Annotated in this window: 25 protein-coding genes; 6 read left to right on the top strand and 19 right to left on the bottom strand. The window is 31.0% G+C overall.

The annotated features are described in order from the left end of the window. Positions 1–650: 650 nt before the first annotated feature. The 3 genes from PXD04_RS13405 to PXD04_RS13395 are packed head-to-tail and all read right to left on the bottom strand — an operon-like array spanning position 651 to position 3455. Positions 651–2084, bottom strand: coding sequence for a Ni/Fe hydrogenase subunit alpha (locus tag PXD04_RS13405; protein WP_323737368.1), 1434 nt, complete (start codon positions 2082–2084; stop codon positions 651–653). A 20-nt stretch (positions 2085–2104) separates the two neighbouring features. After that, positions 2105–3022 carry a F420-nonreducing hydrogenase gene (locus PXD04_RS13400; protein ID WP_323737367.1) on the bottom strand — a complete coding sequence of 306 codons (918 nt, stop codon included), beginning with the start codon at positions 3020–3022 and terminating at the stop codon, positions 2105–2107. 4 nt (positions 3023–3026) lie between these two features. Next, positions 3027–3455: a hydrogenase iron-sulfur subunit gene (locus tag PXD04_RS13395; RefSeq protein ID WP_323737366.1), complete on the bottom strand. Its 429-nt coding sequence runs from the start codon at positions 3453–3455 to the stop codon at positions 3027–3029. A 570-nt stretch (positions 3456–4025) separates the two neighbouring features. On the opposite strand from PXD04_RS13395, the gene sufC reads away from it, so the two are divergent. Together sufC and PXD04_RS13385 are read left to right on the top strand one after the other, a co-directional pair. Then, positions 4026–4760 carry a Fe-S cluster assembly ATPase SufC gene (gene sufC, locus PXD04_RS13390; RefSeq protein WP_323737365.1) on the top strand — a complete coding sequence of 245 codons (735 nt, stop codon included), beginning with the start codon at positions 4026–4028 and terminating at the stop codon, positions 4758–4760. 1 nt (position 4761) lies between these two features. After that, positions 4762–5979 (top strand): SufD family Fe-S cluster assembly protein, encoded by a 1218-nt coding sequence (locus PXD04_RS13385; RefSeq protein WP_323737364.1) that lies wholly within the window; start codon positions 4762–4764, stop codon positions 5977–5979. 130 nt (positions 5980–6109) lie between these two features. On the opposite strand, the gene PXD04_RS13380 is transcribed toward PXD04_RS13385, so the two are convergent. Beyond that, positions 6110–6379 (bottom strand): PRC-barrel domain-containing protein, encoded by a 270-nt coding sequence (locus PXD04_RS13380; RefSeq protein ID WP_323737363.1) that lies wholly within the window; start codon positions 6377–6379, stop codon positions 6110–6112. A gap of 88 nt (positions 6380–6467) precedes the next feature. Continuing rightward, positions 6468–7058 (bottom strand): TIGR00454 family protein, encoded by a 591-nt coding sequence (locus PXD04_RS13375; RefSeq protein WP_323737362.1) that lies wholly within the window; start codon positions 7056–7058, stop codon positions 6468–6470. 111 nt (positions 7059–7169) lie between these two features. Here PXD04_RS13375 and PXD04_RS13370 point away from each other — a divergent pair, with 111 nt between their 5' ends. Continuing rightward, the gene (locus PXD04_RS13370) at positions 7170–8033 is read left to right on the top strand and encodes a zinc metalloprotease HtpX (protein WP_323737361.1); all 864 of its coding nucleotides are present in this window, start codon (positions 7170–7172) and stop codon (positions 8031–8033) included. Positions 8034–8052: 19 nt separating this feature from the next. Here the strand turns inward: PXD04_RS13370 and PXD04_RS13365 are convergent, their stop codons facing one another. The 10 genes from PXD04_RS13365 to mcrC are packed head-to-tail and all read right to left on the bottom strand — an operon-like array spanning position 8053 to position 14808. Beyond that, positions 8053–9405 (bottom strand): methanogenesis marker 14 protein, encoded by a 1353-nt coding sequence (locus PXD04_RS13365; RefSeq protein ID WP_323737360.1) that lies wholly within the window; start codon positions 9403–9405, stop codon positions 8053–8055. Positions 9406–9410: 5 nt separating this feature from the next. Further along, on the bottom strand, positions 9411–10343 hold the full coding sequence (mtrH, locus tag PXD04_RS13360) for a tetrahydromethanopterin S-methyltransferase subunit H (protein WP_323737359.1): 933 nt from the start codon (positions 10341–10343) through the stop codon (positions 9411–9413). A gap of 15 nt (positions 10344–10358) precedes the next feature. After that, positions 10359–10553 (bottom strand): tetrahydromethanopterin S-methyltransferase subunit MtrG, encoded by a 195-nt coding sequence (gene mtrG / locus PXD04_RS13355; RefSeq protein WP_323737358.1) that lies wholly within the window; start codon positions 10551–10553, stop codon positions 10359–10361. Then, complete coding sequence (locus PXD04_RS13350) at positions 10553–10741, bottom strand: tetrahydromethanopterin S-methyltransferase subunit F (RefSeq protein WP_323737357.1); 189 nt, start codon at positions 10739–10741, stop codon at positions 10553–10555. The genes mtrG and PXD04_RS13350 overlap by 1 nt, the downstream gene beginning before the upstream one ends. Beyond that, positions 10738–11505 (bottom strand): tetrahydromethanopterin S-methyltransferase subunit A, encoded by a 768-nt coding sequence (gene mtrA / locus PXD04_RS13345; RefSeq protein ID WP_323737356.1) that lies wholly within the window; start codon positions 11503–11505, stop codon positions 10738–10740. Before mtrA ends, PXD04_RS13350 begins: the two co-directional genes overlap by 4 nt. Before the next feature lie 16 nt (positions 11506–11521). Beyond that, positions 11522–11827 (bottom strand): tetrahydromethanopterin S-methyltransferase subunit MtrB, encoded by a 306-nt coding sequence (mtrB, locus tag PXD04_RS13340; RefSeq protein ID WP_323737355.1) that lies wholly within the window; start codon positions 11825–11827, stop codon positions 11522–11524. A 2-nt stretch (positions 11828–11829) separates the two neighbouring features. Continuing rightward, entirely contained in the window at positions 11830–12615 is a 786-nt protein-coding gene (gene mtrC / locus PXD04_RS13335) for a tetrahydromethanopterin S-methyltransferase subunit MtrC (RefSeq protein ID WP_323737354.1), read from the bottom strand. Further along, entirely contained in the window at positions 12608–13312 is a 705-nt protein-coding gene (gene mtrD / locus PXD04_RS13330; protein WP_409988270.1) for a tetrahydromethanopterin S-methyltransferase subunit D, read from the bottom strand. Before mtrD ends, mtrC begins: the two co-directional genes overlap by 8 nt. A gap of 9 nt (positions 13313–13321) precedes the next feature. After that, complete coding sequence (gene mtrE / locus PXD04_RS13325; protein ID WP_323737352.1) at positions 13322–14194, bottom strand: tetrahydromethanopterin S-methyltransferase subunit E; 873 nt, start codon at positions 14192–14194, stop codon at positions 13322–13324. A gap of 11 nt (positions 14195–14205) precedes the next feature. After that, positions 14206–14808, bottom strand: a complete 603-nt coding sequence (gene mcrC, locus PXD04_RS13320) for a methyl-coenzyme M reductase I operon protein C (RefSeq protein ID WP_323737351.1) — start codon at positions 14806–14808, stop codon at positions 14206–14208. Positions 14809–14954: 146 nt separating this feature from the next. On the opposite strand from mcrC, the gene mmp10 reads away from it, so the two are divergent. Together mmp10 and PXD04_RS13310 are read left to right on the top strand one after the other, a co-directional pair. Beyond that, the gene (gene mmp10, locus PXD04_RS13315) at positions 14955–16196 is read left to right on the top strand and encodes a methyl coenzyme M reductase-arginine methyltransferase Mmp10 (RefSeq protein ID WP_323737350.1); all 1242 of its coding nucleotides are present in this window, start codon (positions 14955–14957) and stop codon (positions 16194–16196) included. A gap of 10 nt (positions 16197–16206) precedes the next feature. Further along, positions 16207–16938 carry a class I SAM-dependent methyltransferase family protein gene (locus tag PXD04_RS13310; protein WP_323737349.1) on the top strand — a complete coding sequence of 244 codons (732 nt, stop codon included), beginning with the start codon at positions 16207–16209 and terminating at the stop codon, positions 16936–16938. On the opposite strand, the gene cofG is transcribed toward PXD04_RS13310, so the two are convergent. From cofG to PXD04_RS13290, 4 genes are all read right to left on the bottom strand, one after another. Beyond that, the gene (cofG, locus tag PXD04_RS13305; RefSeq protein WP_323737348.1) at positions 16931–18025 is read right to left on the bottom strand and encodes a 7,8-didemethyl-8-hydroxy-5-deazariboflavin synthase subunit CofG; all 1095 of its coding nucleotides are present in this window, start codon (positions 18023–18025) and stop codon (positions 16931–16933) included. The genes PXD04_RS13310 and cofG overlap by 8 nt on opposite strands. 37 nt (positions 18026–18062) lie before the next feature. After that, positions 18063–18503, bottom strand: a complete 441-nt coding sequence (locus tag PXD04_RS13300) for a DUF2120 family protein (RefSeq protein WP_323737347.1) — start codon at positions 18501–18503, stop codon at positions 18063–18065. A gap of 9 nt (positions 18504–18512) precedes the next feature. Further along, on the bottom strand, positions 18513–19454 hold the full coding sequence (gene mptA / locus PXD04_RS13295) for a GTP cyclohydrolase MptA (RefSeq protein ID WP_323737346.1): 942 nt from the start codon (positions 19452–19454) through the stop codon (positions 18513–18515). Between the two features lie 147 nt (positions 19455–19601). Then, positions 19602–20111: an Lrp/AsnC family transcriptional regulator gene (locus PXD04_RS13290; RefSeq protein ID WP_323737345.1), complete on the bottom strand. Its 510-nt coding sequence runs from the start codon at positions 20109–20111 to the stop codon at positions 19602–19604. A 434-nt stretch (positions 20112–20545) separates the two neighbouring features. Here PXD04_RS13290 and PXD04_RS13285 point away from each other — a divergent pair, with 434 nt between their 5' ends. Next, positions 20546–21238, top strand: a complete 693-nt coding sequence (locus PXD04_RS13285; protein ID WP_323737344.1) for a hypothetical protein — start codon at positions 20546–20548, stop codon at positions 21236–21238. Positions 21239–21243 lie beyond the last annotated feature (5 nt).

Raw genomic sequence — 21243 nt, 5'->3', positions numbered from 1 at the left:
TTATGTTCTACAATCTAATCTTAAAATGTATAAACTAAAAAATTAATTCATTTCCCCCTATTAGAAAAACTCCAAAAATAAATAATTTAAAAAATCTCAAAAAATACATTACTACATTAAGAAAAGTAAAAAATCATAAATGTAGAAAAATGTGGAAACACAATTGTATAAACCTTAATGAAGAAAAAAAAATTGACTTAAATAATATAATCCAAAGTCAAAAATTTCTTTAAAAGAGAAAGTGTTCAAGTAAAATCAACTATTTGTAATGAAAAAGGAAAGAATTATTTTTATATAATTCTTATTTAATTATTTTTTTTTTGAACCATACTAATTTTAAAAACAAAAATTAAAGTATAAAAAAAATCAAAATCCATTAATACTTATTAAAAACCTAATAAAAATAAGATAATCAAAAAACAACTCTGAAAAAAAATGTTTCATAATAAAAATAGAATCTATAAAATAAAAAAAAAGCATAGTAAACATTAGTCAAGTATAAAACTCATACTATGCTACTATGTCCCTAAAGTATTATTTTAGTCAAAAAATAACATAAAGATGAATACATCATCAAAAAAGAATGATTGAAGAAGAACTTCAAATCATCATTGATCTTCGATAGAAGATTTGTACTTATTTTAGTTTATTTATATTTTTTTAACTAAGTTACCCATATGATCATATACTTCAACAGTGGATAATCTCATTTGAGTATCTAATTGGTGAGTTGCACATGATAAACATGGGTCGTATGCACGGATAACCATTTCCATTAAGTTGAATATTTTATCATCTACTTCTACACCAGGTTTTATGTAAGTGTTTGCAACTTGTTGAATACCCATTTCCATAGCTGGGTTGTTTTGTACTGTAGCTACTACGATGTTTGCTTCAGTTACTAAACCGTTTTCATCTGTTTTGTAGTGGTGAGTTAATGTTCCTCTTGATGCTTCAACTATACCTACACCTTCACCGGTGATTTGGCTTCTGTCGATAGCTCCAGGACGTTTTTCTCCACTTAAATCTCCTTCAAGACCGTCAACTGCTAATTCTGCAGATGCGATTAATTCGATGAGTCTTGCTGGGTGGAATAATAATGTTTCTTGTGGACATTGACCGAATGTTGCTCTGAAGTCGTCTAATAATTTTTGAGCTTCAGGTGCTTCATCTGGCATTTTTTTACATGCGTTTAATCTGGATAAAGGAGCTACTCTGTATACACCTTCAGGGTATCCTATATCTTTGATGTAAGGGAATTTTAACCAGGAGTATGGTTTTACGCCTTCTGCTATGTAGTCTGTGTAATCTTGTGGTGCAAATTCAGCATATTCTGCTCCTTGTTTGTCAACCATTCTTACATTACCGTTGTACATGTCCCAACTACCATCTTTTTTACTTACTAAACCAGTGTGGTAAGTTTCAACATAACCTAATGTTTTGATTAAGTCCATGTTTTCTTCAAAGATTGGTTGTGCTGCATTCCAGGTATCCCATGAAAGTTCGAGACATTCTTTTGCTTTTGCTAAGTTGTCTTTTTGTTCTTCATCGGTTAATTCTGTGGTAATTCCACCAGGTGTGTTTGATACTTGGTGAATTGGTCTTCCACCGATAGCTGTTACAATATCTTGTGCATTTCTTCTTAATGCTAATGCTTTTTTAGCTAATTCAGGATAGTCTTTAATTATTTGGAATACGTTTCTAGTTTTTCTGTCTTTTCCACCGATGAAATCAGGTGCAGATAAGAAGTAGAAACTTAATGTGTGAGAGTGTATAACTGATGCCCAGTTCATGATTTCTCTCATTTTGTATGCTGCTGGAAGTATTTCATCATCGTTGTAACCAAATACTTGGTCACATGCTTTAGCTGCAGCTAAGTGGTGTTGTACATCACAGATACCACAGATTCTAGGTACGATTCTTGGTACTTCTTCGATTGGTCTTCCTTGTAAGAATTTTTCAAATCCTCTGAATTCCATTACGTGTAATTTAGTATCTTTTACGTTTCCTTCTTCATCGAGGTCTACTGTAATTTTTGCGTGACCTTCAATCCTGGTTACAGGTTCTAATGTTAATTCTACCATTTATTTTAGCCTCCTACAATCTAATCTCTAAGTTTTAATGGGATTAAAGCTGCTGGTAATGTGTATGTGTAGAATGTTCCTACAATATCTTCTACTTGGTTAGCAACTTCTTCAGGGTCGATTTCTTTATCGTTTTCTACACCGAAGTCAGATCCTATAGCACTTATCATTTTTGCTCCAGCATCTAATACTTTGTCGGTAGGACCATAACATCCTCTACATGGAGTGTCTACTGATGGACATTGTGCTCCACATAATGGTCTTGTTGCAGGACCTAAACAAATTATTCCTTGAGGTACTAAACATAAGTCTTTGTCGGTTGGTCCAACTTCCCAAGGTCTTTTGATTGTGTCCATTGCCATTCCCGTAGGTGGTTTTTCTCTTTCACATACGTCACATAAGTTGTTATCAGGGATTTCTGGAGTTTCTCCTTTAACTAATGCAATGAGTACTTGTGCGATTACGTCGGATTTTGGTGGACATCCAGGTAATGCTGCGTCTACTTTAATTACATCACTTAATGGTCTTACTCTGCTTTCTAAGTGAGGTACTGATTCGTTTGGTATGATTCCATCTGGGTTAACTGTTGAGCATGAGTTTATGTATGCTTCTGTTGTTAATTCGTCGTTGGTGTGTAAGTTTCCAAGTCCTGGAACTCCTCCGAATTCTGCACATGATCCGTATGCTACTACAAAGTCAGCTTTTTCTCTTAATACTTCAGCTAATTCTTTGTTTTCGTCGTTACGGATTCCACCTTCGATTAATACTATGTCCATTTCTGGAATTTCATCGTATTTTGTATCCATAAGTACAGGACTGAATTCGAATTCTGCAACTTCTAATACATCTAATAATAATTCGTGTAAATCTGTAAATGCAATGTGACATCCAGAACATCCACCGAGCCACATAGTTCCTATTCTTTTTTTATCTGCCATGTACTTATTCCCCCTCTGCTAATTGTGCTTTTAGTGGTGAAGGACCTAATTCTTCAATTTCTGCAGTTACTCTTCTAATGGTACTTGCGAATTTTTCTCCTTCTGAAGCTGAAATCCAGTCGTGTTGTACTCTTTGTTTTTCGATTCCGAGTTCATCTAATAATCTGTAGATTAATCTCATTCTTCTATCGAATTTGTAGTTACCTGCATCGTAGTGGCAGTCTCCCATGTGACATCCACCGATAAATACTCCGTCTGCTCCTTCTCTTAGAGCTTTGAGTATGAATTGAGGTTCAATTCTTCCAGAGCACATTACTCTGATCATTCTTATGTTAGGTGGGTATTGCATTCTTGATGTTCCTGCAGTATCTGCTCCACCGTAACAGCACCAGTTACAACTGAAAACGATTATTTTAATATCGTCGTTAGCCATTATTTTTCCTCCTATTATAAAAACATGATTATTTAACTTAATAACCATTTAAAATTCTAAATGATTTGACATTTAAATTTAATAATTTAAACACGTGTTATTGTACTATTAAACATAACGTCTTTGAGTACAATTGTACAATTAACTAAAATAATGTACAGTTATTATATAACTTTATTATTATAATAAAGGTTATTTTATAGAAAAAACCGTTAAGTTTAAATATGATAAATGTAATTTTTTTGTTTTTTTGTGAAAATATTGGGATTAATGTTAATCTAAATAAAATTTGATAATGCTTATTTTGGCTATTGAAGCTTTTTCCTATTTTTTTGATTTTTTATTTTTTTGTTGAAAAATGTTGAAAACTTTAGGTTAACCTAAAGAAAATATCATGATTTAACATGAAAATATACTGTATAAATATAGAAATAATTAACAATGTTATATAACAGTGTTAATACAACATTTAAAAGATATCAATACTAAAAATAATAACAACAAAGATAAAGCTTTTTTATATTTTAATAAAAAAAAATAATTATTTTAAATTTTAATTTTGGTGATGAAATGCTACTTGAGATATCTGACTTAGAAGTAGAAGTAGAAGGAAAAAAAATACTAAAAGGAGTAAACCTCAACATAAACGAAGGAGAAACACACGTACTACTAGGACCAAACGGTGCAGGAAAAAGTACATTATTCATGACAATACTCGGATTTCCAAAATACGAAGTAACAAAAGGAAAAATAATCTACAAAGGCAAAGACATAACAAAACTAGAAACACATGAAAGAATAGCCTTAGGATTAGGAGTAACATTCCAAAACCCACCAGCAATAAGAGGAGTAAAACTAAAAGACTTACTGAAAATTGTTGACAAACATGAATACAAAACAAACGATGAACTAGACGAAGAAGTAGTAAAATTAGGTGAAAGATTAAAATTAAATAACGACTTCCTAGAAAGAGATGTAAACTTAGGATTCTCCGGAGGAGAAGTCAAAAGATCAGAACTACTACAATTACTAGCTCAACAACCAGACTTCATAATGTTTGATGAACCAGATTCTGGAGTAGACATAGAAAATGTGGAATTAATATCCAAAGAAATAAGCACATTACTAGGCCAAGATGATGAAAACACAACAAAAGGCGGATTATTAATCACACACTTAGGATACATATTAAGGTTTGTAAAAGCTACACACGCACATGTACTAATAGATGGAAAAATAGCAAGAACTGGCAATCCAGAAGAAATAATGACTGATATAAGAAAATCAGGATTTGGAGATATGTAATATGGTTTCAATAAAAGATAAAGCAGAAAAAGCAATAAATAAAGAAGCAGCTATAGGAGCAGACATAGATTTAAACGAATATGAAGCTGCAGATGTAGAAGCACACGAACATCTAGATTCATTAGATGACTTAGCAAAATCAGACAAAGAAACATTAACAAGTGTAGGAATGATGACCGATGAAGAAGATAGATCAGCATCATTTCTACAAATGGACCAATCAGAAGTATTTGTAAACAACATGTTCCCCGGCGTAGAAGTAATGGGAACCGCACAAGCACTGGAAAAATATGATTGGTTAGCAGATTACATGTGGAATGCAGTACAAGTAGACGCAGATAAATATACTGCAACAACAGAATTAGGAGCAACAAGCGGATACTTCATAAGAAGCCTACCAGGAACAAAACTAGAATTACCTATACAAGCATGTATGTACATTGGTGATGATGCAGTAAGACAAACAGCACACAACATCATCATAGCAGAAGAAGGTTCCGAAATAAACATCATAACAGGATGTTCCACAGCAGCACACGTAGACAATGCAGCACATATAGGTGTATCCGAATTTTACCTAAAAAAAGATTCAAAAATTACATTTACAATGGTACATAACTGGGCAAAAGAAGTGGATGTAAGACCAAGAACCGGTGTAATCATGGACGATAACAGTACATACATCTCCAATTATATACTAGCACATCCAGTACGTAACCTACAAGCATACCCTACAGCATATGCAAATGGAGAAAACACAAAAGTATTTTTCCAATCCATACTAGCAGGAAAAGAAGACTCCGTAATAGATCAAGGTTCAAGAACAGAACTAAACGGAATCAACTCACAATCAGAAATGATTACAAGAGCAATATCCGAAGATGAATCCACAATTATTACACGAGGAGACTTACATGGAAAAGCTCATGAAGCAAAAGGTCACCTAGAATGTATGGGATTAATATTATCTGATGATTCAAAAATATACTCCATTCCTGAATTAAGAGGAGACTGTACAGATATGGAATTATCTCACGAAGCAGCAGTAGGAAAAATAGCTGAAAACGAAATACAATATTTAATGGCACGTGGATTAACTGAAGATGAAGCTGCATCAATGATTGTAAGAGGTTTCCTAGATATTGATATTAAAGGATTACCTGAAGAATTAGCAAAAGAAACTAAAAACATCATGGAAATGAGTATGGATGGAATGTAAATTCTTTCCAAATTTATTTTTTAAATAAACTCCAAAAAATAGACTAATTTTCTAATATAAATAATAAAATTTAATAAAAAAAGTTGTTTATAAAATAATCCTAGAGATTATCTTATTAATATATCCGATATTATCCTGATATAATTATAAATTCACCGACTTTTTCAACCTTACCAAATGGTACAATAAGTAAATCGCCCTTATGTTTTGCACCTTTTACTTTAACATTTCTTTCAGATTCCGTTCTAATTACGATGTCAGTGATTTTTCCAGTTTTTTCATCTATAGTTAATTCATCGAGAACACCTAAGATACGAGCATTACTAGTAGCTACTTGATACCCTTTGATATCTGCCCATAACTTTTCTTCTCCTTTAATTAATTCCCTTTCATTAGTCATTATTGTCCACCTAAAGTTTTTATAGTTACTATGTTGATAACAATTATGATATGATTTATGTAATCTAAACTATATATAACTTAGTTTATTAATGAAGATATTTTTCAGATAAATCAAGATCATGGATAGTATTTATGTTAAATGCTAACTCCACATTTTTTGATTCATAAATTGTTTGATCTTGCTCATCATTATTTGCTAATAATAAATTCACACCTGTTGGAACTAAACCATCAAATACCAATGTCGGCGTTATACCATGTTTTTCAAATAAAAATTCCGGAACTGAAACACACATCGCCGGTTTTTTTCTTTCAAAATAATGTTCAAATACATCATCCAATTGTTCACCTGTAACAAATGGTAAATCAGCAACAATTGTCATAATCACTTCATCTTCTTCCACATAATCCCTATTAGATAAAACTTCTGATAAATCCTCAATGTATCCTATCCCAGAAGTTTGAATTATGTTAACTGGAAAATCTTCAAGATACTGTCTAGTTAGGGGCGTGTTAGGACTTACTGCAACCAATATATTATCAACATAATTAGAATTTTGTAATGCATCAATAACATGATTAATCATTGTTTTATTATTTACTTTAATTAATGGCTTTTCACAATCTATATCCATCCTTGTTCCTTTCCCGCCAGCCATAATTAATGCAGTTGTCATAAACTTCACATCCTATATTCTAGTATATTATCTAGTTTATATTTAAATTTATAAAAGTTTATATATTAAGAAATTAATAGAATAAGTAGAAAATTTAATCAGGAGAAAAAAATGTTAGAAAATTTAAAGACAGTCATATTATTAGGTTTTATGTCCGCTATTTTAGTAATAATATGTGGATTTATAGGACATCTGTTTAATTTCAGAGGATTAGGTATACTAATAGGATTAGTCTTTGCAATTATTATGAATTTTTCATCATATTTTTATAGTGATAAAATTGCCCTAAATTCATATAATGCTAGGATAGTAACTGAACAAGAAGCTCCAAATTTACATAGAATTGTTGGAGAGTTAGCTAATAATGCAGGTATTAAAAAGCCACGAGTTGCTGTTATAGACTCAAGAGATCCTAATGCTTTTGCAACAGGACGTAATCAAAGCCATGCAGCAATTGCAGTTACTACAGGAATTTTACAGTTACTTGATGAAGACGAATTAAGAGGTGTTCTTTCACATGAAATGGGACATATTAGAAATAAAGATATTCTTATTAGTTCAGTAGCTGCTACCGTTGCAGGTATGATTGTAGCAATTGCTAATTGGGCACAGTATGCATTCCTATTCTCAAATAATGAGAATGGTCTTGGTGATGTTGTCGGTGCTATCTTATTAGCCATTCTTGGACCAATAGCTGCTTCCATTATACAGTTAGCAATAAGCAGATCCAGAGAATTTAAAGCTGATGCAACTGGTGCTGAAATTTGTGGTAATCCTCTTGCTCTTGCCAGTGCTTTGAGAAAATTAGAGTTTGGAACTACCCAGCATCCAATGAACAATGCTAAGAGTACTGATGCACACATGTTTATTGTTAATCCATTCGGTAATGCTTCCACTAAATTAAAAAATTTATTTTCAACTCATCCTGAAACTAGTGAGAGAATTAGAAGATTAGAAGAATTAGCTAGACAATAATTCTTTATTTCTATTTTTTTTATTTCTTTTGTTTTCTTTGTTGCATTATACAGAATCCATTCTTGGAACCACCTATTGGATTTACTGGTGTTCCCAGTGAATTCATGCATCTTGCCATCATTAATGCACCTAATGCTAATCCATCTTGAACAAAGATTATATTAAATTCGTTTTTTAAATATTTATTTATTAATTCTGGTTTTTGTCCTGTGGTTCCGGCTCTTCCGGTTATACCTATAGTCATATTCTTTGTTACTAGGTTTAATTTTTTTGTTTCATCGATTAATCTTTTAATATAATATGCATAAAAGTAGTCTATTTGTATCATTACTTGATTTATGTTATTAATATCAGTTAATTGTTTGAATTTTTCTATTAATTTGTCCTGATTATTGATTTTTGTTCCTATAATCTTGGTATTGTTGTCCTTATTGTTTGATGAATGTACACTTACTAAACCGAATTCATTTATGTTTGTTGGAACTTGCATAATATCAACATGTTCATGTAATTTTAATGTATTGTTATGTAATTCTTCATCATTTAATTGAATGTTATTTTGATAATTATCTAGATCTATAGTGGAATGTTTTTGTTCAATAACACCACATCCCCTTAAAATAACATCAGAAATCCCACCAGCCAAACCAACAAAATTACATAATAAATTAGCATAAGGTTTTGAATCATCAATAACCTGACCAGCCAGTGTAGTGCCCATATCAATAGAAATTACAGGATTACGAAAATCAACTGAAGAAGATTTTGAAGCCAATTTTATACCAGCAGTAACTAAATCCCCCTCCATCTCATTTGCAAGCACACCCGTCACTTTTGGCGGAGATACACTTACTACAGACCCATCAAATTTAACCGTGTTAAAAAAAGAAAATTTACGAATATGCTCCGGAATATTATTTATAGAAAAAGGTGCAGTCATCTGAGAAGGTAAAATACCTGCATCTAAACAAGCATCAGACAAAGCTTTAATAATCAAACCAACCTCATCTGAAAGATTAGATATTGCAACAACACCCGTAGATCTTACAACAAAATCCAAATCTTTAACCGTGAGATTTACTTGTTTTACACAATCAAGTATACATTTAGTTATTGCTTCAGTAATAGCTTCCTTAGATAAAGGTTTATCCCAAATAGTATGACCAAAAATTTCCTCATCATCCAATGGAGGTCTTATACTTCTAGTTAAATTAACGACTTTATTAATTTGATAACTTTGATTAGATTTAACATTCGTAGTAACAATGATAGACTTTATAGTAGTGTTACCTAATTCAACAGAAAGTACTGTATAAAATTGATCTTTTAAATCTGACGGATCGAATTTGGAAAAAGATACTTGTTCATACATAACAATCATAATAAATTTTTATATGGATGTGTATCAACAGGACTGATATTAAGTTCTTCATTTGCTTCTGAAATAAATATGTCTGTCATGGCACATGCCGTGAATGCTTTCTCAGTATTTTCTATAGGACCAAATAATACAAAGTCTCCCCCAACCATTTGTTGAACTATGTTTGCACCAATATCACATACTGGCCATACATCCGGATTTTCTTTTTTATATTGTTTAATCCATTCCCAAGCAGATGGAACATTATGCACCCCACTACCAGCAGGATAACCCCATTTACTTTTTTCTTTTAAAGTTGTTTTTATTGCTATTCCCCCACCTTGACCAAGAGGTGTTACAGCAACATCCATCAATGGTTTAATTATACCACAATCACTTGCAATATCCAATAACCCTTTTTCAAGAATTCCTGAACCAGTTTCCCATAAATCCATTTTTCCATCAGATCCAGGTTTTGTTGGATTAAATCCCAGAACAATTGAAGATGTAATATCAGAATTAGTTAGTGCTTCTATTTCCTCATCATCTATAGACATATTTATAGAATTATAAATTGTTCTTTCAGCAAGCCCTATTTCTGTAACATACTCAGAACCTACAATTCTTGCTTCGGATGCTGTTGAATCTATGAGAAATGGTGCTTCACTTACTTCACTAACAAAATCTATGTATTTAACTATTGCTTCAGAAGTAGCACCAAATATTTGTATTAATGCAGGATTTCCTGTTTTATCAGACATTTCATCCATTTTGTTTAATAAGATTTCTGCTTTTTGTTTATCAAATATACCTTTACTTTCATCACTGATTATGTTATGTCCTGCATAGAAGATTGTACCTGCTAATGCTGTAGGATATTCACCAGGTTGTCCACCTATTTTTGCACCATAAATATCAAATACTTCTTGTTTTTTTTCAAATTTAAACATAATATTTCCCCTTTTTTAGATTATGTGAAATTTCAGCAGGATTATTATGAATATTAATGCTATAATAACACCATATAATATTCCCATATCTCTTCCTAACCTTTTACCTGCTTGTTGAGAGAATTCACTATGTGATTCTTCAACTTTCTCTTCTAATTTATCTAATCGCTCCCGGATAATAGCCATATCCTCTTTAAGATTATCTGACATCAAAATCCTCCCTTGTAATAAAGAATAGGTAACCCAACAAGCAGTACTGTTAACATAAACCCTATTAACATACCCCTGATTCTAGTATCATGGACGCCAGAATTTAATCGTTGATTACGACCAATTAATTGAGTTTTATATTCTATGGATTCAGTTACTTCTTTAATATTGTTTATAATAGTTTTCATAGTCTTAAACTCCAGAATGTTAATAGCATGAATATTAATGTTATTATAAATCCTATAACAATACCTTCTATTTTACCTGAATAGTATCCATTATTAAATTTTTCAATGCTTCCAATTTCTTTAATTTCTGATTGCATTAGTCTTATTCTTGTTTCAATACCTGTAAGATATAAAGAAGACTTGTCCATAGTGGCATTTGAGGTCATACCCAATTGATCATATTCTGTCTCTTCTTCAGTTTCATCTTCTTCTTTTTCGTTTAAATGAATTATCATTGCATCGTCATCATAAGCACCAGGATCATTTGCTATGCATTCTTTAATTTTTTCGGAGATATCACTGATATTTTCATTGTTTATCATACTTATGATAGACATTTGTTTTTGAAATCTTTCAACGGCTTCAACTGTTAAATTCTCTACAAAGGGTATTGCTCCAGGTGATCCTATGATTGATTTTGTATCAGGATCTATACCATTCTCATATAATGCTTCCAGAGTTTTTCCAGTTATATGGCCTTGAACTTCTGAACCACAGATTATTAAGAAGCGTAGGTTTGGATTTGATATAGTGTTTGTAACTAATTTTTCTATACCTAAATTTTCTGTGTGCAATGGTCCTGCTATTGCCGCCCCAGCTTCTACTATTTCTTCATTCATTTTTGAACCTAACGTTACTACTGCTACAGGACATTGAGCATCACCCACTGCATAATCTCCCGTTTCTAAGGGCCATCCATCTATTACATCTTTTTTTTCAACCAATAATTTCATCCCCTAATTATATTAATAGTAAAATCATAATTAATGCAATTATAACTCCTAAAACTATGTTAGTAATTAAACCTGCCTTGTAATATACTCCTTCCCTACCTGATTTAGATAATCTGGATATTGAGGATGAATCATGAGATGATTCTAAGTCAGATATGGCATTTTCAAGTTTATCAAGTTGCAACATGACTTCATCAGTTGGAAATACTTGTGTTTTATGTGCACCTTCATTGTTGGATGTGCCTAATACTCCAGTATTAACATCTAATGTTAAATTATCATCTATAATGATTTTTGATGTTTCGATTGTCATGATTAATTCTCCCCATCACCTTTTGGCCATAATCCATAGCTTTTTATGGATGCTGCTTGATGTTTTGTATAATTTAGGTATTTTCTGAATGATATAAACCATCCCACTAATGATATTATTAAATATAAAACCCAATATTTTGATGTTAAAATGCTTATTGTTGAAATGATTATCAACATAAGAAATGTATTTGACAATGCTAAAGATAATGTTCTATATTGATCTTCATTTGGTCCCATACATGCATTATAAGGCTGTTGTATTGCCATTATAGCCATAATCATCAATATAATTATTATTCCTGATTGTATAATATTTTCATAGATTATTAATGGATTGTATGTTTGTGCTATTAAAGTTGACATTGCACTAATTAATAGAACAGAAGAGATGGTTATAGAAATGAAAGATTTAGTTAAAATTTCTACTTGAATTCCAAATATATGCTTACATATTAATGATATGAACAATGCTAAAATTATGGCAAATATTATGCTACTTATTGGAAAGAGCATCATTTGATTTATGTATATTGATAGTGTAATTGCCAACAAGTAACTAATTAATCCTACCGATGATAATAAATAAACTATTGATGGTACCCCCGTACCTAAACTATACTTACCTATATGACGTAGGGTGTTCGTTCCATATACTGTTGCTATTGCCGCAAGAACAATAGATAATAATCCTCCCAATAAATTTATATTAGATGCATATATACAGAATAATCCTCCAATTATACTTATTAACATTAATATTTGATCCGGTATTAAGTCATCAGACATAACTTAACCCCCATACTATTAGAATATAAACTAGAGACAATACTATTGAAATTAAAAAGCATGACAAGAATCCTGAAAGAAATTTTTGTTTAAACTTTTCATCATTAAATCCTTGGATTGTTCCACCTATATTATATGAAGCAACAACTGCCAGTATGAAGAATAGTACTAAAGACAATATTGTTGCAATAGTACTTACATGAGCAATATCCCGCATAGAGAGTATTAATTCAGAGTATAATGAATTAAATGCTAAAGTTCCACCAAATCCGCCAAGACCTGCACCTATTAATCCACTTACAAATGATATTGTCGGTATTCCATGACCTGTTGTTCCAGGACTCACATATTCTTCTTGTTCAAATCCAGTTAATGGATCTTTTTCAAAAGTTGATGAAGCTAATGGTACACCAACCCCATAAACATGAATAATGTTTGAGAAAAACATAGTTACTGCTATCATAAGCATTGAACCTATTACTCCCGAAAGTAACATCATATATGTTGGCTGATTTATGAATGTTAAAGCAGATAATATTCCTGTAACACCCATACCAATTGTTATCATAGGTGCACCAGTAGGAATTCCTGCAGAGGTAGATAATGCTGCAGGAGCGCCACCCACAGGTATAAAATGAACTCCTATACCTATAAGTGTTGAACCTATGATTAAACTAAGTAATAATTCTAATAACAAGATATTCACCTATTTTTCAAATTTCCCATATTTTAAACGAGATTTTCTTTCAAGAATAATATTCAATACTAAAAATATTATTATTATACATACTCCTGCCAACAAACCTCCCTGTATCCCAAATACGAGGTATATCCAGAAGTTTAAGAAGATAATTATTCCAAAACATAACCCAGTTACAGGTCCTCCAAATTTAGAACAAAAATTTACAACATCAATGGATTGTCTTGAACCTAAAGCAGATTTAGTTGTAATGTTACCATTTAATGATACAGGTATTCCACATCCAAACTCTGATGATTGATACAATTTTTCAGCACCATAATGAATGTCACCTACTGCTGAACCTATAGATCCCAGTGATAAACCCAGTAATAATGACATTACAGGCAATGCTACAGGTATTACAGGATTTAATAGATTTGTCATAATATAAGATAATAATGTTATCGAAAATATGCTTATATATGCATGTGCAGCCATAATCGGAACATGTTTATATATCACATCCAAGAATAATGGTTGGTTATACAATGCTTGACTTGTTATTCTACCCATGTATGAAGTAATTGACAAAACTACCTGAACCAAAGTAGCAATAAAAGTTGCAATTAATAATACCAACACTAATGGATAATTTAAGGACAATAATACATAACATATAACCCCTGCAATAGTAGCCATTGTTCCAACAAGTAATGGTTCACCTGAAACAGCCCTATTGAACAGTTTATGTAAATTTCCAATTTGTGGTGCTAATTGGACCTGAGAATTAGGATTGCTTGTTGATGCAACATCTGATTCCAAATCTTCAAACATTCCAGCAACTATAGCAATTAAACCCATGAAAACCGTGAGCATTAAATTATAAATTAAATCCATAATATCCCAAGTTAGTTACCATAAGTGTGAATAGTATTTTCTACTTTGTCTATGATTTCATCCAATTTGCTTTGTGTACAAGTTTCACCACGAATTACATCAGTAATTAATTCAACAATCGTTCCCTTAGTTTCTGGTTTTTCGGGCATCACAGCTTTCGTTTTAACACCAATTCTTGCAAAATCTTCGTAATCCACAGGGTACTGTGCGATTATTATTACAGGTTTATTAATATTTTTTAGAACATGTTTAGCTTTATGAATTATATGATTTTTCACTCCACCAAAATGTATTAAAACTACTTGATGTCTGTTCATTTGTGAAATTTCCTTCGGTGTTACACCAAATAAACCTTGACCTCCACCAGATGGTGTGTCTTTAGGTACACCAGAACCAGCATTTAATACTAATGTACTTGTCTGAATGTTTGCTTCCCTTAAAGCGAAAGTTATTTCACAAACAGGTTTTGTAATATGTCTTCGTCCTGGTGACATAGCTACTGCCAATAATTCATCACCACACTGAGCATATGTACCTCTTTGTGCTATTCCTCCCCCTTCACCTATTCCTCTGGTTTCTCTACAATCTACGATATGAGTACTTTTCCCTATCATAATTACACTACCTTAAAAATATTATATCAGATATTTCTTAATAATAACTTATCTGATTTACTTAAGTTATATCTTTTTTCAATAATAATTTGTTCCCAGTTAATCATACGATAATATTAAAAAATATAATAAAGAAATAATTACTTATGCAAATTATGGCGGATGTAGGTGGAATACCTGGAAAAAATTGTAGAGGCTTTTGCAAATATTGTTATTTCAAAAATGTTAAAGAGACCAAAATACTTGGTTGTAAACATTGCCCACCAGGACAAGTGGGCTGCCCTCATTGTACAACCGATACTAACATGACTCGTGACTATTTTCCTGCATACCAAGTATTAGCTTCATTACAAACCAACATTTTCCAGACACAAATTCCACAAAATACTATGGTAAATATTACTGGTGATGGTGATGTAAGTTGTTATCCTGATTTACTGAATTTAACTTCAGGAATTAATGATTTAGGACTGCCCATACATTTAGGATATACTAGTGGAAAAGGTATTGATGATCCACAAATAGTGGATAAATTAATAAATAATGGAGTTATTGAAACAACATACACTGCTTTTTCAACAGATCCTAAGTTACGAAGAGAATGGATGAACGATCCCACACCTGAAGCTTCAGTAAGTGCACTTAAACGTTTTTGTGAATCATGTGATGTTCATGCTGCTTCAATCATTATCCCCGGAGTTAATGATGGTGAGGAATTGGCTCGTACCTGTGAAGATTTAGAATCATGGGGTGCTAAAGCGCTTATTTTAATGAGATTCGCAAATAATCGTAACCAGGGTTTAATATTAAATGATGAACCTATTATTCCAGGTATTGGCCAACAAGCATTGGATGAATTTGAACAACTTGTTATTGACACATCAAAAGAATATAATTTAAGAGTAACTGGAACTCCAGTATGTGATCCTGAAACTGATAGTCCTTATGCATTATCCAAAGATAAAAATAAGGAGTATCTTGAAATACTAACTCCTATTAAAGCAGAAGCAACTATTATAACTAGTAAAATTTCTGCCAAATATATCAGTAAAATAATTGATAATTTAGGTGCTTCCGAGCATGTTAATGTTGTTGCTACAGAACAAGAAATTGCTTGTCTGATAACAGAAGAGGATTTGAGACAAATAGATTTAGATGAAGTGAAGGATACTGTGATTATCCCTGGACGATGTTTTGTTCATGATATGGTTGCAGAAGAGATATTTCGTAGCGACGGTAAATTCCGGTTGATTCATAGAGGTCCTGATTTATTAACAGCTGATGGTGAAATGAGTGGAACATTAACTAAGAAGGATGTTTTAAAACAAGAGTTGTATGCTTTTGAAGATTTAATTGAATTAATTAATTATATGGGAGTTAAGTTTTAGAGGGTTCATCATGAAGGGAAAAATTATTGGTGACATATTAGTTGTTAAAAAGGAACCAGAGGATATTGATGAAATTATAAAGTTGCCTTATATTAATAATATTGTGAAATTAGGAACTATACACGGTCAAAAAAGAGAACCCACAGTTGAAATGATTTATGGTAATTCTACTGAAACTGTTCATAAAGAGAATTATTGTAAATTTAAAATTGATGTTGCTAAGGTTATGTGGTCTAAGGGAAATACTGGTGAACGCTTAAGAATGAGTAAATTACCTGAAAATGATGAAGTGATTGTGGATATGTTTGCAGGTATTGGTTATTTCACTATCCCTATGGCTGTCCATTCTAAGCCTAAAAAAATTTTTGCTATTGAGATTAATCCGGTTTCTTATAATTTTTTATGTGAAAATGTTAAGCTTAATCATGTGGAGGATATTGTTGAACCTATTCTTGGAGACTGTGGTGAACAAGATTTTAATCATGTAGCTGATAGAATTATGATGGGTTATATTGGTGGGACTCATCATTACTTAGATAGTGCTATGCAATACATTAAGGAAGGTGGAATTATTCATTACCATGAATCTACTCCTGAACCTATATTGTTTGAACGTCCCGTTAATAGAGTGCGAGAAGCTGCTGAAAAAGTTGGTAGAACTATTGAAGTTTTGAATAAGAGGAGTATTAAGAAGTATTCCCCTGGTGTTTATCATACTGTTGTTGATATTAAGATTAATTAATTTGTCTTTGTAGTTTTACTGTTTTTTCATATACTTTTTCTTTTAAATATTTTTTATTTATGAATTTTTCATAAACTGGTAATCTTTCTTTAACTGTGTGGTTGATGTTGTTTAAACTATTTTTTAATTCTGCTATTTTTGGCCATTCATTTTCAGGATTCACATAATCAATTGTTATTGGTGATATTCCTCCTAAATCATTTGCTCCGCATAGTACAAAGAAATTTATTAAATCATGATTTAAGTTTGGTGGTATTTGAATACTTACATCAGGAAACATTATTGCAGAGAGTACTGTTAATTTTAATAATTCGATTACTGAAGGCTCAGGATAATTTGCCATTGGAATGTTTTCCTTTGGTGTGAAATTTTGAAGTATTATTTCTTGGATGTGATTGTATTTGTCATGTAATTTTCGTATTTCAAATAATGAGTCTATATGATCATCAGTTGTTTCTCCTATTCCTATAAGTAATCCTGTTGTGAATGGTATTTTTTCTTTACCTGCATTTTCGATGTATTTTAATCGTTTTGCCGGATTTTTACCTGGGCTGTCTTTATGAACTATGGTTTTCATTAATTGTTTGTTTGTTGTTTCTAACATTAATCCCATTGATGCATTTACTTGGGATAATTGTTTTAATTCTTTTCGTTTTATTATGCCCATGTTTGTGTGGGGTAATATTTCATATTTTTCTAATGCTTCTTCGGATAGATTGTAAACATAATCTACCATTGATTCATAGCCATAATTGTTTAGTGTATTTTTTACTATTTCATTTTTGTCTGCTGATTCACCGAACGTGAATAATGCTTCTGTACATCCATGTTTTTTTGCTTTTTGCAGGTTGTTCATTACTGTTTCTTTATTCATCAGTATAAATTCTGCCTCATCTGCATCTTGTTTGAATGTACAGTACCCACAATTATTTTGACATATGTGTGTTAGGGGTAGGAAAATATTTTTAGAATAAGTAATTTGGTTGCTTTGTTTGTTTTGATTTAAATATTTTATACAATCAAGGTAGGTGTTTAAGTCTGAAGATAATAATTGTTTTGCTTCTGCTTTTGAAATATTATTATACATAAACATCACCTAAAAAAAATAGAGTATGATTCTCTTCTTATTCAACTAATCGAAGAATCATTGTTTCAACAAACATTGGTCCAAAACCGGATTTATCTGTATATAATACTACATATACTGCTAAATTTTCTATTTGTCCAATAACATATTCAGCATTAAACCCTGTTGATTCAAATACTTGTTTAATTTTTTCAATACCTTCTAATCCATTGGATTCATCATAAACTTCTTCTGTCTTTCTGAATATTCCATCAACCTTATCCGTTATTTCTCTTGCTTTATTGGATTCTTTTTCTATGTTTTTAATTTTAAAGTGTTCAAACATTTCTAATAGTTTAGGTAACATTTCATCTTTTTCAAATTTGTTATGAGTTTTACCTCTAATAATCATAGATTCGGTACTATGAACTACAGGTTTACATCCTTCAAAAGCATCTAAATACTCCATTATTGGTCTTGACATTTGCATTACTTCCATTTTATCTCCTCACATATTAAATTCATTTTTTAATTCACCAAATGATGCAACTTTTTCTGCATATGCATTATGTTGATGTATACTTTCTTCATTAACTTGTTTTATTGTTACCATAGAATTATTAGGTAAGTCAGAATATTTTTCAAGTAATCCCATAACCATATTTCTTACACAATCTTCTACAAATACGGGATTTTCATGAGCATTCATAACAATTTTATTCTCATCAGGTCGTTTTAGTATTTCACATACTGGAGAACTCATAGAATCTTGTATTATCTTTATTAAATCATCCACATTCACATCTTGATTTTCGGATACTTCCAATAATATAGTTCCAATTCCCCTTTGATTATGAGATGCAAAAGTAACTGCTTCTAAAACCTTTTCTGTTGTTTCTTCATCTAAAAATTGTAATAGTTTTTCTTTTGATGCCTGTTCTACTGATTCTTGTGCACATGGACATACTGTCATACCAACTACTTCAGCACCTATCATTTTACGAACTGAAATTTTACCTGTTTCATCTTTTGTTGCAATTGCTCTTGCTATAATATTAGTTGTTTCTTGTGTTTTTTTTCGTGTAACCGGAGAATATTTATTTATTATGTATTCACTTTTTGCTTCTGTTTCAGCCCGTAATGCATATTCATGTTTTTCAAGTAGTCTTTTTACTAAGTTTGCACAGATAGTTTCTATATGAATTTCTCCCTGATTTGCTGATTCATCAATAATTTCTGTTATTGCTTCAGGGTTTCTTGACATATGCACTCCTTTTTGTGTGCTTGGTAAATCAACAAAAGCATTGAATTTCGGCAGTAATATAATTGGTCTTTTATTGTCTCTGTTTATTTTTAATAATTTTTTTACACCTGTTACTCCAACTCTTGTTAGTGATATTGGTGCTTTAGGTTCTTTGTCTTGTGTATCCGGAAATTCTTTTATAGTCATTAAAATAATCTCTCCTAATTATTTACGAAAAAATATGATTAATATTTATTATATTGTGTAATATTTTATTTCAATATTTAGTATAATAATAATTTTTATAAAAATAGTATTTTTGAGTGAAAAGTTTAAAATAAAAAATAATTAGAATTAATCATCGAAGTTTATCATGGATGAATTTAATTCTTCTTTAACTATGTTTAAGACAGTTTGTGTGTATGTTTTTGTTACGTGTTCTTCTTTTAATAATAATTTAATAAATTTGTTTAATTCAAATGTGTTTCTGAATTTTGCTATTATTATTCCATCAAATTGTCCTGTTACATCATAAACGGCTAATAGGTTGTTCTTGAATTCTTCTTTTTCTATTAAATGAGATACTGTTCCACCTTTTATTTCTATACCAATAATTGCGGTTAAATGAAATCCTAATTTTTCATGATCTATTACTGGTACGAATTTACTGATTATTCCTGATTTTGTTAGCTTATCAACCCTATTATGAATTGTTCCTACAGATACCCCTAAATCTCTAGAAATTTTCCTATATGATTTCCTCCCATCGACACTTAATAATTCTAAAATGCTTTTATCTAATGAATCCATTGATAAAGCCATATTTTCAGGTTCTACATTGTATTCTGTTATTTCTTGAGCCATATTATCCCCTAACATTTTTGTATTAAATTAATTGTTAAATATTATTATTATAAGATTAATCGTATATAAACCTTTTTAAATTTATGTAATAAATAAAGAAAATAATATTTTTTTATATAATTTTTTACATAATTATGAAAAAAAATACCACAACAAATAGATAAAAATTATAAATAATATTATCAAAAAATATTAAAAAGAACAAAATAGCCCATTTAGACAAAAAATTATAATAAATATATACACTTTATAATCAAAAACATCAAATTAAAATAAAAAAATATAACAAAATAACCCAATAACACAACATAAAAATAACATATTACAAAAAAAGTATATAACGAAAAAATAATAAAAAAATATTAAAAAATGAACCAACAAATATTAAAAATAAATAAGATTTTCAAAACAAAAAAAAAATCGGGTGAAAATTAATGAAATGGTACATTGCTTTTATAGTAGTCATACTCATATTAGTAGGTTTACTATATGTTTCAACATCCACATCATCAGAAAACATTGAACCACTAGGAAGACTAGCATTTGTAAAAATAGCAAATCCTGATATGTACCCAGAACATGTACATGCAAATCTTTTAGCACAATATGCAGAAGAAAGAAATTCACAATGTGCTATTGTATTACACTATGCAGGTAGTTCAAATTATAGAAATTTCATGAATGGAAAAGTATATATTATAGAAATGGCATTCATGGATACAGCAGGAGCACAAGTAGACATTGACTGGAACCAAGTACTTGATTATGGTATAAATGGAGTTCCAGACAATAAATGGGATTACAAAGTAGATGGTGAAATCTATGATCGTTTTGAAGATGCATGGGCAAGAGTTTTAGAAATGGCCAAACAACAAGGACAACAAGGACCAATACCAATGGTTTGGCATGGAACTGTTAGAGAAGGAAGTATTTTCATCAATCCAGGATGTGGATTCCCATTATATTACCAAGTATGTTCAAAAGAATTTGGACACTTCGGAGGAATAATGCGAGCAGCAACAGGATCAATATTCCCATACTTTAACAACCCATACAGAGCATACGAAATAGAACACGCATCCGAGTTACAATACTATTACACACACAATATGTTAAACTATGAATAGTAAAA

It is taken from the genome of Methanosphaera sp. ISO3-F5 (genome assembly GCF_034480035.2).
Lineage (GTDB): Archaea > Methanobacteriota > Methanobacteria > Methanobacteriales > Methanobacteriaceae > Methanosphaera.
The sequence above is the reverse complement of the archived record's forward strand: the minus strand, read 5'-3'. Positions and strand labels throughout refer to the sequence as shown.

Excerpts from the sequence above, each read along its gene's own strand:
- PXD04_RS13380 (WP_323737363.1), bottom strand. The coding sequence starts at position 6,379 with ATGACTAATGAAAGGGAATTAATTAAAGGAGAAGAAAAGTTATGGGCA.
- PXD04_RS13370 (WP_323737361.1), top strand. The coding sequence starts at position 7,170 with ATGTTAGAAAATTTAAAGACAGTCATATTATTAGGTTTTATGTCCGCT.
- PXD04_RS13285 (WP_323737344.1), top strand. The coding sequence starts at position 20,546 with ATGAAATGGTACATTGCTTTTATAGTAGTCATACTCATATTAGTAGGT.
- PXD04_RS13310 (WP_323737349.1), top strand. The coding sequence starts at position 16,207 with ATGAAGGGAAAAATTATTGGTGACATATTAGTTGTTAAAAAGGAACCA.
- mcrC (WP_323737351.1), bottom strand. The coding sequence starts at position 14,808 with ATGATAGGGAAAAGTACTCATATCGTAGATTGTAGAGAAACCAGAGGA.
- cofG (WP_323737348.1), bottom strand. The coding sequence starts at position 18,025 with ATGTATAATAATATTTCAAAAGCAGAAGCAAAACAATTATTATCTTCA.
- mtrH (WP_323737359.1), bottom strand. The coding sequence starts at position 10,343 with ATGTTTAAATTTGAAAAAAAACAAGAAGTATTTGATATTTATGGTGCA.
- PXD04_RS13375 (WP_323737362.1), bottom strand. The coding sequence starts at position 7,058 with ATGACAACTGCATTAATTATGGCTGGCGGGAAAGGAACAAGGATGGAT.
- mtrG (WP_323737358.1), bottom strand. The coding sequence starts at position 10,553 with ATGTCAGATAATCTTAAAGAGGATATGGCTATTATCCGGGAGCGATTA.
- PXD04_RS13300 (WP_323737347.1), bottom strand. The coding sequence starts at position 18,503 with ATGGAAGTAATGCAAATGTCAAGACCAATAATGGAGTATTTAGATGCT.
- PXD04_RS13400 (WP_323737367.1), bottom strand. The coding sequence starts at position 3,022 with ATGGCAGATAAAAAAAGAATAGGAACTATGTGGCTCGGTGGATGTTCT.
- PXD04_RS13290 (WP_323737345.1), bottom strand. The coding sequence starts at position 20,111 with ATGGCTCAAGAAATAACAGAATACAATGTAGAACCTGAAAATATGGCT.
- sufC (WP_323737365.1), top strand. The coding sequence starts at position 4,026 with ATGCTACTTGAGATATCTGACTTAGAAGTAGAAGTAGAAGGAAAAAAA.
- mptA (WP_323737346.1), bottom strand. The coding sequence starts at position 19,454 with ATGACTATAAAAGAATTTCCGGATACACAAGACAAAGAACCTAAAGCA.
- mtrE (WP_323737352.1), bottom strand. The coding sequence starts at position 14,194 with ATGGATTTAATTTATAATTTAATGCTCACGGTTTTCATGGGTTTAATT.
- PXD04_RS13405 (WP_323737368.1), bottom strand. The coding sequence starts at position 2,084 with ATGGTAGAATTAACATTAGAACCTGTAACCAGGATTGAAGGTCACGCA.
- PXD04_RS13395 (WP_323737366.1), bottom strand. The coding sequence starts at position 3,455 with ATGGCTAACGACGATATTAAAATAATCGTTTTCAGTTGTAACTGGTGC.
- mtrB (WP_323737355.1), bottom strand. The coding sequence starts at position 11,827 with ATGACAATCGAAACATCAAAAATCATTATAGATGATAATTTAACATTA.
- mmp10 (WP_323737350.1), top strand. The coding sequence starts at position 14,955 with ATGCAAATTATGGCGGATGTAGGTGGAATACCTGGAAAAAATTGTAGA.
- mtrC (WP_323737354.1), bottom strand. The coding sequence starts at position 12,615 with ATGTCTGATGACTTAATACCGGATCAAATATTAATGTTAATAAGTATA.
- PXD04_RS13385 (WP_323737364.1), top strand. The coding sequence starts at position 4,762 with ATGGTTTCAATAAAAGATAAAGCAGAAAAAGCAATAAATAAAGAAGCA.
- PXD04_RS13365 (WP_323737360.1), bottom strand. The coding sequence starts at position 9,405 with ATGTATGAACAAGTATCTTTTTCCAAATTCGATCCGTCAGATTTAAAA.
- PXD04_RS13350 (WP_323737357.1), bottom strand. The coding sequence starts at position 10,741 with ATGAAAACTATTATAAACAATATTAAAGAAGTAACTGAATCCATAGAA.